Below are 13,719 nucleotides of genomic sequence, written 5' to 3' on the forward strand. Positions count from 1 at the left end.
TTCCTCGCTGCTGCTCCTAAGGTCACTGTAGTGCTTCCGCAGATGGAGGATATGCTTGGACCCCGGCTCGTGGGCCGGGGTGACGATTTGACTATTTAGTGCGGCAGTGCGCCTCAGTGCGGCAGTGCGCCGACGAACAAACCTTCTTTAATAGGGTCTTAGATGGATGCTCGGGTCGAGCCCGAGCATGACGCGTTGGGGATGGGAGCCGGTTTTACTCAAGCCGTCATGTCCCGCTTTAGGCGGGGCATCCACGGGCGGCATACTTGGGCGCTGCTGCGGGTTTCCGTGGATGGCCCGGTCAAGCCGGGCCATGACCGGAGGGCGGTTTTCTGTGCCGGGGCCGGGCATCCACAGCCGTTCCGCCGGGCTGAACGGCGAGTGGACCCCGCGGGCGGGGCCGCGGGGTGACGCCGAGAGTTAAGGCTGGGGCCATGCCCCCCACTCCCCCCTTGCATCGGGGCGGGAAATCCGTATATTCCGCCACCTTAAACAACGTGCCTCGGTTGGGGGCTGAACGGAGCACCGGAGAGCGATCTCCGGCAGGGCATTTCGCCAGAAATCCCGGGCTCCCGTGTCCCCGCTTCTTTGGTCCTTTCGAGCCTTTCCAATATCCGGGCTCAAAGGGGGCTCGGCGCCGGGGACGTCCAAAGTGAAGGAAAGGCATCATGGCTCTCTACGAGCATGTATTTATCGCGCGTCAGGACGTGTCGCAGCAACAGGTCGACAATCTCGTCGAGCAGTTCAAAAACGTCATCTCCGAAAACGGCGGCTCCGTCGCCAAGACCGAATATTGGGGCCTGCGCTCGCTCACCTACCGGGTGCGCAAGAACCGCAAGGGCCACTACACGCTTCTGAACATCGACGCCCCGCACGAAGCCGTGCAGGAGCTGGAACGCCAGCAGCGCCTGAACGAAGACGTGCTGCGCTCGCTGACGCTGCGTGTGGATGAGCTGGAAGAAGGCCCCTCCGCCATGCTGCAGAGCAAGAACCGCGGCGGCGACCGGGATGGCCGCCGGGGCGACCGGGACCGGGGTGATCGCGGCGATCGCGGTGACAGAGGTGATCGCGGCGACCGCGGCGAGCGGTCCGAACGCGGCCCGCGCCGCTTTGAAGACTAAGGCTAAGGAGAAAGACACATGGCTATTCCGCAAGTACCCGTTCGCCGTCCTTTCTTCCGCCGCCGGAAGACCTGCCCCTTCTCCGGGGAAGGCGCGCCGAAAATCGATTACAAGGACGTGAAACTGCTGCAGCGCTACATTTCCGAGCGCGGCAAGATCGTCCCCAGCCGTATCACGGCTGTTTCGGCCAAGAAGCAGCGTGAGCTGGCCCGCGCCATCAAGCGCGCCCGCTTCCTGGCCCTGCTGCCTTACATCATCAAGTAAGCAGCCGGATTTTACGGGCGCGGGACCCAGGTTCCGCGCCCGTTTCTTATCTTCTTTTATCTTGTGGGGGCCGCCTTAAGGCTGAAGGCCCGCGCCGCCCCCCGCGCCCCTGTCCCGCCGCCCCAAGGAGCCGTGCCAATGCCGCAATGGATGATTGGACTGGGGGCCGGTCTCGTCAGCGCCGTTTTGTTTCTTTCAACGGCGTCAGGTTCGCTTCTCGCGCTTTTTCCCTTGCTGCTCTCGCCCATCCCGCTTTTCGTTGCCGGGCTCGGCTGGGGCGGGCGCATGGCCGCCTTTGCCGGGGCCGCCGGGTTCGTCTTCCTCTCCCTCATTTCCAGTTTTTCGGCCGGGCTGACCTTTTTCCTGTTCGCCGCCTTTCCCGCTTTCTGGCTGAGCCGGCAGGCGCTGTTTTACGAGCGCCCCGCCCCGCTTGTCTCCCGCCGGGGGCTTTATCCGCCCGAACCTGCCGAAGAGCGCGGGGAAGAAGAGGCGAGCGATGCCCATCCCGCCCCCGCCGAAGGGGTGATCTGGTGCCCGCCCGGCGATATCGCGGTCTGGGCGGCGCTGGTGGCCGCTCTTCTGCTCGTCATCGCGGAGGCGGGAATCATCTGGGTCGGCTATGAGGGGCTTGCCGCCGCGCTCCGCCAGACGGCGGGCCAGTCCTTGCTGGAATCAGGGGCCGCCGCCCGTTTTGTGGCCGAGCAAGGCCTGCCGGTCGAGCCGCAGCGCCTCGTGGCGCTTGCCGCCGCGCTTTTGCCGGCGGCTGCCACCGCGCTCTGGCTTTTCGTCATTCTGGCCACCATGGCCGCCGGACAGCGGATTTTGATGCGTTTCGGCCATAATCTCAGGCCCATGCCCGATTTCGACCGCATGGAACTTCCCCGCCCGCTGCTTTGGGCCTTTGGGGCCTGTTTCCTCTTTACCTTCATTCCGGGGGAAATCGCCCATTTCATGGGCGCGCTGATTATTGCCCTTTTCATCCCATATTTTCTATTGGGTCTGGCGATAATCCATGCTATCTCCCGCGCTTGGAAAGCCCGGATATTCGTTCTGGGCCTTTTTTACTTCCTATTGCTGTTTTTCGGGTGGCTTGCCGTTCCGGTCGGTCTCCTGGGCATGATGGATCCCTGGTTGAACCTGCGCGGCCGGTTGTCGGCGGCAAGCGGGAGCCCGGGCAAGGAGAGAGATTAATGGAAATCGTGCTTCTCGAGCGGGTGGAAAAGCTCGGTCAAATGGGTGATGTGGTCCGGGTGAAGGACGGGTTTGCCCGTAACTTCCTTCTGCCACGCGGCAAAGCACGCCGTGCCACGAAGGATAATCTGCGCCGCTTCGAAGAAGAGCGCGCACAGCTTGAGGCCCGCAATCTAGAGCTGCGCAAGGAGGCCGAGGCCGTCCATGCCAAGCTCGACGGCGAAAGCTTCGTGGTGATCCGCTCGGCCAGTGAAACCGGCCAGCTTTACGGCTCCGTCAGCACCCGCGACATTGCCGGTCTTCTGACCGAAGGCGGCTTCAGCACCGCCCGCAACCAGGTGATCCTGGACAAACCGATCAAGGAACTGGGCCTTGTCAGCGTGCGCATCATGCTGCACCCGGAAGTCTTCTCGACCGTGACGCTGAACGTCGCGCGCACCCAGGACGAAGCCGAGGCGCAGGCCCGCGGTGAAAACGTTCTCGGCCGCCAGGACGAGGAAGACGAGATCGAAGCCGAAGAATTCTTCGAGGAAGGCGTGCTCGCCGCCGACGAAGAAACCGAAGGCGAAGACGAGGAACTCAACAGCTAAGCTGCTGTTCCCGTTCTACTTTTCAAAAGGGCGCGCCGGGCCTTCCCGCCGCGCCCTTTTTCATGCGCCTTTATGGGCCCCATCATGACCGTTTTTTGTCGCAGATAGGGCTTGCACGCCCCCCTTCCTTGCCTCTTGAATAGAAAGGTCGTTCTGCCCGATCCCGGATGCGCCCCCGCTCCGGGCAAAGGGGGGTGCCTGTTGCAGGAACCATTCGGGCGGACGGAAGACCGAACTATGCGTAGCCGCGTTCACCTTGGCGTAACAGGAGGCAAGCATGCTGTTTGGTTGGGTTTTACAGAAAATCGTGCGGCACGGTGATCTCACCGTCATCGATGCCGATGGCAAGGAACTGCGTTTCGGCGACGGGACGGGGCATCCGGTGACGATCCGCCTGCATCACAAGTCCCTGCACCACAAGCTGGCGCTCAATCCTTATCTTCACCTCGGTGAAGCCTATATGGACGGCACGCTGACGGTGGACGAGCCGGCGGGCATTTACGATCTTCTCGATCTGCTGCTCTCCAATATCGGCACCGGCTGGGCGCATCCGCTTGCCTCGCTTCTGGGCACACTGCGCCGGGCGCGCCGCCGCATCGACCAGTACAATCCCCTCGGCAAGGCGCAGGCCAATGTCGCCCATCACTACGATCTCGATGGCGGCATCTACGATCTCTTCCTCGACGAAGACAAACAATATTCCTGCGCCTATTTCGAACGGCCCGGCCAAAGCCTGGAAGATGCCCAGCTTGCCAAGAAGCGCCATATCGCGGCCAAGCTGAAAATCGAGCCGGGGATGCGCGTGCTCGATATCGGCTGCGGCTGGGGCGGGCTCGGACTTTATCTCGCCGAGGAAACGGGCGCCAAGGTACTGGGCGTCACGCTCTCCAAAGAGCAGCACCGCGTGGCGCTGCGCCGGGCGGCCGAGCGAGGCCTTGCCGACCGGGTGAAATTCGGGCTGATGGATTACCGGGTGCTGGACGACCAATTCGACCGCATCGTCTCGGTGGGCATGTTCGAGCATGTGGGCGTCAACCATTACACCGAATATTTCCGGCATATCCGCAATCTGCTCAAACCGGACGGCGTGGCGCTCATTCACACGATCGGGCGGCTCGACGTGCCGGGCGCCACCAATCCCTGGATCAAGAAATACATCTTCCCCGGCGGCTATATCCCCGCACTCTCGGAAGTCGCGCCGGTATTGGAAAAAGAAGGCCTGCTGCTCGGCGATCTGGAAGTGCTCAGGCTGCATTACGCCGAGACCTTGCGCGAGTGGCGCCGCCGCTTCATGGCCAAGCGGGACTTTGCCGCGCGCATCTATGACGAGCGCTTCTGCCGGATGTGGGAGTTCTATCTCGCCGGGTCCGAAACCTCCTTCCGGCACGAAGGCATGGTGGTCTTCCAGTTCCAGATCGCCAAGGAGATCGGCGCGTTGCCCATTACCCGCGATTACATGCTGGACTGGGAACGGGCACACCGGGACGAAGTACCGCAGCGCCAAACCGCCATCGGCGCGGACTGATTACCCACAAAGGACAGGCGCCTGAAAATGCCTGTCCTTGCCATGCGTTAGCCATAGTTTTCCCCGTTACTCACAGGCTTGAAAATCTTTCCTGTGAAACCTTGGGCGGCGGGGCGGAGAAGGCCTATCCCCTTGCTCCGGCCTCTGGCATAAAGAACGCATGGACACAGCACTCGAGCAGATCGCCCAGCAGGGCGGCGAAGACATCACCTACCGCGCGCCGCCCCATAACCTGGAAGCGGAGCAAGCGCTTTTGGGCGCCATCCTGATCAATAACGAGGCCTATGACCGGGTCGCCTCTTTTCTGGATGCGAGCCATTTCTACGAGCCGCTGCATGGGCGCATTTTCGAGACCGCGACCAAGTTGATCACGCAGGGCCATCTCGCCAGCCCCGTCACGCTGAAACACTATTTCGAGCAGGACGAGGCGATCAAGGAAATCGGCGGCACGCAATATCTCGCCCGCCTTGCCGCCTCCGCGACAACGCTGATCAACACAGAAGATTACGGACGCACGATCTACGATCTGGCGATCCGCCGCGATCTCATTCATATCGGCGAGGAAGTGCATAACCGCGCCTATGACGCGCCGGTGGACGACCCGCCTTCCGCGCAAATTCTGGATGCGGAGCAAGCGCTCTACAGCCTGGCGGAAAAAGGAAAATATGAAGGCGGCTTCGAGGCATTTGCGAGCGCCATCACCACCGCCGTCGATATGGCCGCCGCCGCCTATCAGCGCGACGGGGGGCTGTCGGGCATTTCCACGGGGCTGCGCGATCTCGATGAAAAGCTGGGCGGGCTGCAAGCCTCCGACCTGATCATCCTGGCCGGGCGCCCTTCCATGGGTAAAACCGCGCTTGCCACGAATATCGCCTTCAATGCGGCGCGCGCCTATAAGGCCGAGCACCGGCCCGACGGCTCGGTGCATGTGACGGACGGGGCGGTTGTCGGGTTCTTCTCGCTGGAAATGTCCTCCGAGCAGCTTGCCACGCGTCTACTGGCCGAACATTCGGGCATCCCGTCCGAAAAGCTGCGCCGCGGCAAGATCGATCAGGATCAATGGCACCATTTCGTGCAAGCCGCGCAGGAGCTTGAGGGCCTGCCCCTTTATATCGACGATACGGGCGGGCTGACCATCGCAACGCTTGCCGCCCGCGCCCGCCGCCTGAAGCGCCAGCACGGGCTGGGGCTGCTCATGGTCGACTATCTGCAGCTGCTCGCCGGTTCGCGCACGGAAAACCGCGTGCAGGAAGTGACGGAGATCACCACCGGCCTCAAGGCGCTCGCCAAGGAACTCAACGTGCCGATCGTCGCGCTCTCTCAGCTTTCGCGCCAAGTGGAAGCGCGCGAGGACAAGCGCCCGCAGCTTTCGGATTTGCGCGAATCCGGCTCCATCGAACAGGACGCGGACGTTGTGATGTTCGTCTTCCGCGAGGAATATTACGTCGCCCGCTCGGAGCCCCGCGAGGGCACGCCCGAGCACCTGCAATGGCAGGAAGAAATGGAAAAGGTGCACAGCCTTGCCGAAGTGATTATCGGCAAGCAGCGCCACGGCCCGACCGGCACCGTCAAGCTGCAGTTCCAGTCCGAGATTACACGGTTCGGCGATTACATTGCCCAGGACCACCTGCCGGAAGAAATGTATTGAGCCGCACGCCCGACGACATAGATCCCGCGCTTGCCCTGGCGGCGAGCGGCAGCAGCCTGACCATCGACCTCGGCGCGGTTGCGGAAAATTACCGGCGCATTGCAAAAGAAGCAGGCGCGGCACAAACCGCCGCTTGCGTCAAAGCCGACGCCTATGGCCTTGGCATGGAAAAGGTGGCGCCGGTCCTCGCCGAAGCCGGCTGCGCGGATTTCTTCGTCGCCGAGCCTTTGGAAGGGGTGCGGCTGCGCGCGCTTTTACCGCAAGCGCGGATTTACGTGCTGGACGGGTTCTTTCCCGGCGCCGGTCCTCTTTATGCGGATCATAAACTTGTCCCCGTGCTCGCCACCCGCGCGCAGATCGAAGACTGGCTCGCTTTTACCCAAAGCGCAGGCAAGCTGCCTGCCGGGCTTCATCTTGACACCGGCATCAACCGGCTCGGCCTTGAAAAAGACGAGGCCGGGTGGCTGCTCGCCAATGAGGCAGCGCGCCGGGCGCTCGAGGTTGACCTTGTGATGAGCCATCTGGCCTGCGCCGAGGAACCGGAGAGCGAGATGAACAAGCGCCAGCTTGAACGCTTTGCCGCTTTCCGCGCCGCCTTTCCAAAGGCGCGGGCAAGCCTTTGCAACACGGCGGGGGTCTTTCTCGGGCCCGATTATCATTTCGATCTGGTGCGCCCCGGCATCGGCCTTTATGGCGGCAACCCGATGCATGAGCACCGGGAAAGCCCTTTCAAGCCGGTGGTCTATGCGTCAGGCCGCATCCTGCAGGTCCGGCATTTGGAGGCCGGGGAGACGGTCGGCTACGGCGCCACCTTTACCGCGCCGGGGCCGATGCGAATCGCGACCATTGCGGTAGGGTACGGGGATGGGTTTTTCCGCCGCGTGGGGGATCAAAAACCACAAGCAGAGGTTGTGATTTGCGGGCGCCGTGTGCCGCTTGCCGGGCGCGTTTCCATGGACCTGATCACGGCGGATGTCAGCGCGCTCCCGAAGGATTTACCCAAAGTGGGAGATATGGCCGAAATTCTGGGTGCTAGAGTGAGCATTGACCATCTTGCAACAGCCGCCGGAACAATTGGCTATGAAGTGCTAACGCGCTTGGGAAACCGCTACCATAGGACGTATAAACCGGCTGTATCCGGGCACCCGGCGCCGCATGGTGCGGCGGCCCCGGCACCATTGGCCCAGCAAAGTTCAGGGGACGAGACGTGAATATTTTTGCCGCCGTGGGACGCGTCGTCCTGGCGCTACTGGCGGAGACGGGAAAGCTGGCGCTGTTCGCCTGGGTCGGGGTCAGCCATTTGCTGCGCCCGCCCTTCTATTGGCGTCAGATCGGCCAGCAGATGCTGCGCATCGGCTATTTCTCGCTGCCCGTTGTCGCGCTGACCGCCTTTTTCACGGGCGGCGTTTTGGCGCTGCAAATCTATTATGGCGGCGACCAGTTCAATTCCGAGACCATTGTGGCGACCATCGTGGCACTGGGCATCACCCGCGAGCTTGGCCCGGTTCTGGGCGGGCTGATGGTGGCCGGGCGCGCCAGCGCCGCCATCGCCGCCGAGCTTGGCACGATGCGCGTGACCGAACAGATCGACGCTCTTTCCACGCTCTCCACCAACCCGCATAAATATCTCGTCGTGCCGCGCCTGATGGCGGCGATCTTCACCCTGCCGCTTCTGGTTTTCATCGGCGATGTGATCGGTATTTTCGGCGGCTTCGTCGTCGGCACCCAGAGCCTCGATTTCAATGCCGGGGTCTACATTAAAAACACCTACGACTTCCTGGAGTATGACGACATTACCTCGGGCCTCATCAAGGCGGCGGTCTTCGGTTTCATTATCGCGCTGATGGGCTGTTTCCACGGCTTCAACAGCAAGGGCGGCGCGCAAGGCGTCGGCCGGGCGACGACGAACGCCGTGGTCACCGCCTCGATCTTCATCCTGGCGGCGAACTACGTCATGACCTCCCTGCTCTTCTCATCCTGATGCCATGCTACGTGCGCTAAGACGAAAAAAGGACGACATGGAAGAGGCCAAACTCAAACTCACGGATGTGCACAAACGCTTCGGCTCCAAGGTGGTGCTGAACGGCATCGATCTGGCCGTGCCGAAAGGCAAGTCCGTCGTGGTGATCGGCGGCTCGGGCACCGGCAAATCCGTCATGCTGAAAAGCGTGCTCGGCATCGTCAAACCCGACAGCGGCGCCATCGAAGTGGACGGCGAGGACATGCTGCGCGTGCCGGCCAAGCGCAAGGAAGAACTGCTGAAGAAATTCGGCATGCTCTTTCAGGGCGGCGCGCTTTTCGACAGTCTGCCGGTCTGGGAAAACGTCGGCTTCGGCCTTATTCAAGGCCAGAACATGCGCCGCAAGGAAGCCAAAGAAATCGCCATCGACACGCTCGCCAAAGTCGGCATGGGCGCGGAAGTGGGCGAGCTTTACCCGGCCGAACTTTCAGGGGGCATGCAAAAACGCGTCGGCCTTGCCCGCGCCATCGCCACGGAGCCTGAAATCATTTTCTTCGACGAGCCGACCACAGGCCTCGATCCGATTATGGCCGATGTCATCAACGATCTGATCATCGAGCGCGTGCAGGATCTCGGCGCGACGACGCTCTCCATCACCCATGACATGGCCAGCGCGCGCAAGATCGCCGACTACATCGCCATGATCTACAAAGGTGAGATCATCTGGTACGGCAAGAAAGAAGATGTCGATCATAGCGGCAACGAATATGTGGATCAGTTCATCCATGGCCGCGCCGAAGGCCCCATTCAGATGGAAATCCTGAAGCCGTGAGGCTGAATAAAGAGACGCGATGACGCAGTGCTGTTCCCAAATTAAAAACTGTCACCCCGGGCCTCTCCCGGGGTCCATGCAGCGGCCTTGCGCCCTGCCCCCGTTTTTCTTCCTGCAAGGGCACTGAGACATGGCGCGCGCCAAGACGCAATTCGTCTGTCAAAGCTGCGGCGCGGTTTATGCGCGCTGGGTGGGCCGCTGCGAAGCCTGCGGCGAATGGAACTCGATCTCCGAAGAGGTGCCCGAAACCTCCGGCGTCGCCGGCGGACCGCCCGCCAAGGTTGGCGGCAAAAAGGGCCGGCAGATCAAACTCGTCGCCATGGACGGCGAGCTAACGGAAACACCGCGCCATCTTTCCGGCATCGAGGAATTCGACCGGGTATGCGGCGGCGGCCTCGTGCCCGGCTCCGTTTTGCTGGTGGGCGGCGATCCGGGCATCGGTAAATCCACGCTTCTTCTGCAAGCCATGGCGGCTTTTGCCAAGCGCAAGCTCGAAGCGGTCTATATTTCCGGCGAGGAAGCGATCGATCAGGTGCGCATGCGCGCGCGCCGTCTCGGCCTTGCCGACAGCGCCGTGGCGCTCGGCGCGGAAACCAACCTCAAAGACATTATCGCAACGCTGGACGGCGAGGACCGGCCGGATGTGGTGGTGATCGATTCCATTCAGACCATGTGGACGGACAGCCTCGAATCGGCGCCGGGCACGGTCGGCCAGGTACGCGCCTGCGCCCAGGAACTGGTGCGCTTCGGCAAGAAGTCGGGCGCGGCGGTGATCATTGTCGGCCATGTCACCAAGGACGGGCAGATCGCGGGCCCCCGCGTCATGGAGCACATGGTCGATACGGTGCTCTATTTCGAAGGCGAGCGCGGGCATCATTTCCGCATTCTGCGCGCGGTGAAAAACCGTTTCGGGCCGACGAACGAGATCGGCGTGTTCGAGATGGGTGAGCTTGGCCTTGCCGAGGTTTCCAACCCCTCCGCCCTTTTCCTCGGCGAGCGGGACCGGGAGACGAGCGGCACGGCGGTCTTTGCCGGGATCGAGGGCACGCGGCCCGTGCTCGTGGAACTTCAGGCGCTGGTCGCCGATAGCGGCCTCGGCAATCCGCGCCGCGCCGTGGTGGGCTGGGATTCGGGCCGTCTTTCCATGGTGCTGGCGGTGCTCGATGCGCGCTGCGGGCTTTCCTTGAGCGGCCAGGACGTCTATCTCAATGTGGCGGGGGGCCTGCGCATCGTGGAACCGGCAGCCGATCTTGCCGTCGCCGGGGCGCTAATTTCCTCGCTTTCCAATAAAACCATTCCCGCCGATACGGTGCTTTTCGGCGAGATCAGCCTGTCGGGCGCCGTGCGCCCGGTCAGCCAGACGGAAAGCCGCCTGAAGGAAGCGGCGAAACTTGGATTTAAACGGGCGATTTTACCCAAAAGCCCCTCCAGCCAGCGCCCGGACGCGCAGGGGCTGGAGATTTTCGAGATCGCGGATCTTGGCGGGCTAATTGCACATCTATCGGTTTCATGAGCGCTTATGCCTCGTTATTGTGCCTTTAGGGGATAGGGGGAACCAAGGTGACCGTTTTCGATATTGGCATCATCGTTCTGGTGCTTCTCTCGGGCCTGCTGGCCACAGCGCGCGGCTTCGTGGCCGAAATGCTGTCAGTTCTCGCCTGGATCATCGGCCTTGTGGTGACGCTCTTCCTTTATCCTTACGTCTTTCCCATCGCGCAGGACTTTTTCAGCGCCGAATGGATTGCCGCCGTGGTGACCGCGGGCGGCATCTTTACCGCGGTTTACCTTGTCGCCTCCATGTTCACCTATCGCTGGGCCTCGCGCATGCGGGCGGGCGAGCCGGGACCGCTCGACCGGGCGCTGGGGCTGATTTTCGGGGCGGCACGCGGTTTAATCGTGATCGCGATCGCCTATCTCTTCTTTATCTGGCTAGTGCCGGACCGCTCCGAGCACCCAGAATGGCTGGCAAAAGCGCGCCTTACTCCCATTGTGGAGAGCACGGCGCTGGCGCTCGCCGATCTCATGCCGGACCGGGACGATGTGCGCCCCACCTTCGAGCGCGGGTCCCGATCTGAGACAGATGGAGCGGCGCGACAATCAGACGCTGACACGAGCGATGGAAAAGGTTATAAGCCTAGCGAGCGACAGGGCCTCGATCAGTTGTTTGACACGACCGTCAACGAATAGAGGCCAAACGGCGATGCCCCAGAATAATGGTTTCGATGCCCCGTACTGACGACGTACCAGAACAGTTGAGCCTGCCCTTCGCAGCCTCCTCTGCCGCCCCGGCCATCAGCGAGCCGACCTATATCCTCGATGATGAGCTTAATGCCGATAAACTGCGCGAAGAATGCGGGGTTTTCGGGATTTTCAACCATCCGGATGCCGCCGCGCTGACGACGCTGGGGCTGCATGCCTTGCAGCACCGCGGCCAGGAAGCGGCCGGGATCGTCTCTTATGACGGCAAGCAGTTTCATTCCGAGCGCCGCCTCGGGCTGGTGGGGGACCATTTCACCCGCCAATCCGTGATCGACCGGCTGACCGGCACTTCCGCCGTCGGCCATGTGCGCTATTCGACTCAAGGCGAGACGCTGCTGCGCAACGTGCAGCCGCTCTTCGCGGACCTGTGGGGCGGCGGCTTTGCCGTGGCACATAACGGAAATTTGACCAACGCGGTCACGCTGCGCAACGAGCTGGTGCGCCAGGGCGCGATCTTCCAGTCCACCTCGGACACGGAAGTCATTCTCCAGCATGTCGCCCGCTCCTCCGGCGCGCATGTCATGGACCGCTTCATCGACGCGCTGCAGCAGGTGGAAGGCGCTTATGCGCTGGTCGCGCTGACCAACAAGAAGCTGATCGGCGCGCGCGACCCGCTCGGCATCCGCCCGCTTATTCTGGGCGAATTGCACGGCGCGCCGATTCTGTGTTCGGAAACCGTGGCGCTCGACATTATCGGCGCGAAATTCGTGCGGGAAATCGAGCCCGGCGAAGTGGTGGTCTGCACCAAGGACGGGATCGAGAGCCTTCATCCTTTCCCCAACGCCCATTCGCGCCCCTGCGTTTTCGAATTCATCTATTTCGCCCGCCCCGACAGCGTGATCGGGGGCAAGAGCGTTTACGACGTGCGCAAGAAGATGGGGCACGAGCTCGCCCGCGAATCCCACGTGCCCTCCGACATGGTCATTCCGGTGCCCGACAGCGGCGTGCCGGCAGCGATCGGCTACGGGCTGGAAGCGGGCGTTCCCTTCGAGCTCGGCATCATCCGCAACCATTATGTGGGCCGCACCTTCATCGAGCCTTCCCAGCACATACGCGCGCTGGGCGTGAAGCTGAAGCACAATGCCAACCGCGCTCTCGTCGAGGGCAAGCGCATCGTGCTTGTCGATGACAGCATCGTGCGCGGCACAACCTCGGTGAAGATCGTGAAGATGATGTACGAGGCCGGCGCCAAGGAAGTGCATATGCGCATCGCCAGCCCGCCCATCACGCATCCGGATTTCTACGGCATCGACACGCCGAACAAAGAGCAGCTTCTCGCGGCCAATTACGACGTGGAAGGCATGCGCAAATATATCGGCGTCGATACGCTGGCCTTCATTTCCGTTCCCGGCCTCTACCGGGCAATGGGCTATGAGTACCGCGACGAAGATGCGCCCCAGCTCACCGATCACTGCTTCACCGGCTGCTACCCGACGAAGCTGACCGATCTGACCGGCTCCAAACGGTCCGACCAATTGTCCCTTCTGGCGGAAATAGCCTAAGGCCCCTTCCGCCCCTTTTAGAGAGTTGCCATGACCGGCCGACTGGAAAACAGGCTTGCCTTGATTACGGGCGCCTCGCGCGGCATTGGGCGCGCCGTGGCGCTGGCCATGGCGGCGGAAGGCGCGCATGTCATTCTGGTTGCCCGCACGGTGGGCGCGCTTGAAGAAGTGGATGACGAGATTCAGAAGATCGGCGGCAAGGCGACGCTGGTGCCGCTCGATCTGAAAGACCTCGATGCCATCGACCGGCTGGGCGGCATGATCTATGAGCGTTGGGGCAAGCTCGACATTCTGGTCGGCAATGCGGGGCTCCTGGGTGTGCTCACGCCGGTCGGCCATATCGAGCCGAAGGAATGGGAGCAGGTGCTCACCATCAATGTGACGGCGAATTACCGCCTGATCCGCTCGCTCGATCCCTTGCTGCGCCGCTCCGATGCAGGCCGCGCGATTTTCGTAACCTCCGGCGCCGCCGATAAATGCCGCCCGTTCTGGGGCATCTATTCGGCGACCAAAGCCGCGCTCAACGCCCTCGTCAAAACCTGGGCCCATGAAAACGAGAAGACCGCCATGCGGATCAATCTCGTCAGCCCCGGCCCCGTGGCGACCGCCATGCGCGCGAAAGCCATGCCGGGCGAAGACCCCTCCACCCTGCCCCGTCCGGCGGAACTTGCCCCGCTCTTTCTCCAGCTTGCCTCGCCCGATTATCAAAAGACCGGCGAGGTCGTGGCCTTCGAGCGGCGCTAGTTTTCTCTGCTTTATTGATTGCCGCATGGACCCCGGGTCAAGCCCGGGGTGAAAGTTGCGGTAAATGGCACTCGCGTTGCAAA

The 13,719-nt window shown here is 62.3% G+C and carries 13 protein-coding genes; all 13 read left to right on the plus strand.

Features of this window, described 5'->3' with window-relative positions:
• The first annotated feature begins 668 nt into the window (after positions 1–668).
• The 13 genes from rpsF to M2A_RS11365 all read left to right on the plus strand — a co-directional run bounded on the left by rpsF (position 669) and on the right by M2A_RS11365 (position 13,636).
• Positions 669–1,121: a 30S ribosomal protein S6 gene (gene rpsF, locus M2A_RS11305; RefSeq protein ID WP_045447428.1), complete on the plus strand. Its 453-nt coding sequence runs from the start codon at positions 669–671 to the stop codon at positions 1,119–1,121.
• 18 nt (positions 1,122–1,139) lie between these two features.
• Positions 1,140–1,385 carry a 30S ribosomal protein S18 gene (rpsR, locus tag M2A_RS11310; protein WP_045447431.1) on the plus strand — a complete coding sequence of 82 codons (246 nt, stop codon included), beginning with the start codon at positions 1,140–1,142 and terminating at the stop codon, positions 1,383–1,385.
• A gap of 138 nt (positions 1,386–1,523) precedes the next feature.
• Positions 1,524–2,576, plus strand: a complete 1,053-nt coding sequence (locus M2A_RS11315; RefSeq protein WP_045447434.1) for a DUF2232 domain-containing protein — start codon at positions 1,524–1,526, stop codon at positions 2,574–2,576.
• Entirely contained in the window at positions 2,576–3,166 is a 591-nt protein-coding gene (gene rplI, locus M2A_RS11320) for a 50S ribosomal protein L9 (RefSeq protein ID WP_045447437.1), read from the plus strand. The genes M2A_RS11315 and rplI overlap by 1 nt, the downstream gene beginning before the upstream one ends.
• 277 nt (positions 3,167–3,443) lie before the next feature.
• Positions 3,444–4,691 (plus strand): cyclopropane fatty acid synthase, encoded by a 1,248-nt coding sequence (locus M2A_RS11325; protein ID WP_045447440.1) that lies wholly within the window; start codon positions 3,444–3,446, stop codon positions 4,689–4,691.
• Positions 4,692–4,851: 160 nt separating this feature from the next.
• Positions 4,852–6,339: a replicative DNA helicase gene (locus tag M2A_RS11330; protein WP_045447443.1), complete on the plus strand. Its 1,488-nt coding sequence runs from the start codon at positions 4,852–4,854 to the stop codon at positions 6,337–6,339.
• Positions 6,336–7,550, plus strand: a complete 1,215-nt coding sequence (gene alr, locus M2A_RS11335) for an alanine racemase (RefSeq protein WP_052379424.1) — start codon at positions 6,336–6,338, stop codon at positions 7,548–7,550. Before M2A_RS11330 ends, alr begins: the two co-directional genes overlap by 4 nt.
• Positions 7,547–8,320: an MlaE family ABC transporter permease gene (locus tag M2A_RS11340; RefSeq protein WP_045447446.1), complete on the plus strand. Its 774-nt coding sequence runs from the start codon at positions 7,547–7,549 to the stop codon at positions 8,318–8,320. Before alr ends, M2A_RS11340 begins: the two co-directional genes overlap by 4 nt.
• A gap of 37 nt (positions 8,321–8,357) precedes the next feature.
• Positions 8,358–9,131, plus strand: coding sequence for an ABC transporter ATP-binding protein (locus M2A_RS11345; RefSeq protein WP_045447449.1), 774 nt, complete (start codon positions 8,358–8,360; stop codon positions 9,129–9,131).
• A 130-nt stretch (positions 9,132–9,261) separates the two neighbouring features.
• The gene (gene radA / locus M2A_RS11350) at positions 9,262–10,644 is read left to right on the plus strand and encodes a DNA repair protein RadA (RefSeq protein ID WP_045447452.1); all 1,383 of its coding nucleotides are present in this window, start codon (positions 9,262–9,264) and stop codon (positions 10,642–10,644) included.
• Between the two features lie 47 nt (positions 10,645–10,691).
• Positions 10,692–11,318, plus strand: coding sequence for a CvpA family protein (locus M2A_RS11355; RefSeq protein ID WP_045447454.1), 627 nt, complete (start codon positions 10,692–10,694; stop codon positions 11,316–11,318).
• 35 nt (positions 11,319–11,353) lie between these two features.
• Positions 11,354–12,892, plus strand: coding sequence for an amidophosphoribosyltransferase (gene purF, locus M2A_RS11360; RefSeq protein ID WP_081875592.1), 1,539 nt, complete (start codon positions 11,354–11,356; stop codon positions 12,890–12,892).
• A 30-nt stretch (positions 12,893–12,922) separates the two neighbouring features.
• Positions 12,923–13,636, plus strand: a complete 714-nt coding sequence (locus M2A_RS11365) for an SDR family NAD(P)-dependent oxidoreductase (protein ID WP_045447458.1) — start codon at positions 12,923–12,925, stop codon at positions 13,634–13,636.
• The last annotated feature ends 83 nt before the right edge of the window (positions 13,637–13,719 follow it).

The organism is Tepidicaulis marinus (assembly GCF_000739695.1).
Lineage (GTDB): Bacteria > Pseudomonadota > Alphaproteobacteria > Parvibaculales > Parvibaculaceae > Tepidicaulis > Tepidicaulis marinus.

Excerpts from the sequence above, each read along its gene's own strand:
- radA (WP_045447452.1), top strand. The coding sequence starts at position 9,262 with ATGGCGCGCGCCAAGACGCAATTCGTCTGTCAAAGCTGCGGCGCGGTT.
- M2A_RS11315 (WP_045447434.1), top strand. The coding sequence starts at position 1,524 with ATGCCGCAATGGATGATTGGACTGGGGGCCGGTCTCGTCAGCGCCGTT.
- purF (WP_081875592.1), top strand. The coding sequence starts at position 11,354 with ATGCCCCGTACTGACGACGTACCAGAACAGTTGAGCCTGCCCTTCGCA.
- M2A_RS11345 (WP_045447449.1), top strand. The coding sequence starts at position 8,358 with ATGGAAGAGGCCAAACTCAAACTCACGGATGTGCACAAACGCTTCGGC.
- rpsF (WP_045447428.1), top strand. The coding sequence starts at position 669 with ATGGCTCTCTACGAGCATGTATTTATCGCGCGTCAGGACGTGTCGCAG.
- M2A_RS11325 (WP_045447440.1), top strand. The coding sequence starts at position 3,444 with ATGCTGTTTGGTTGGGTTTTACAGAAAATCGTGCGGCACGGTGATCTC.
- rplI (WP_045447437.1), top strand. The coding sequence starts at position 2,576 with ATGGAAATCGTGCTTCTCGAGCGGGTGGAAAAGCTCGGTCAAATGGGT.
- rpsR (WP_045447431.1), top strand. The coding sequence starts at position 1,140 with ATGGCTATTCCGCAAGTACCCGTTCGCCGTCCTTTCTTCCGCCGCCGG.
- M2A_RS11330 (WP_045447443.1), top strand. The coding sequence starts at position 4,852 with ATGGACACAGCACTCGAGCAGATCGCCCAGCAGGGCGGCGAAGACATC.
- M2A_RS11365 (WP_045447458.1), top strand. The coding sequence starts at position 12,923 with ATGACCGGCCGACTGGAAAACAGGCTTGCCTTGATTACGGGCGCCTCG.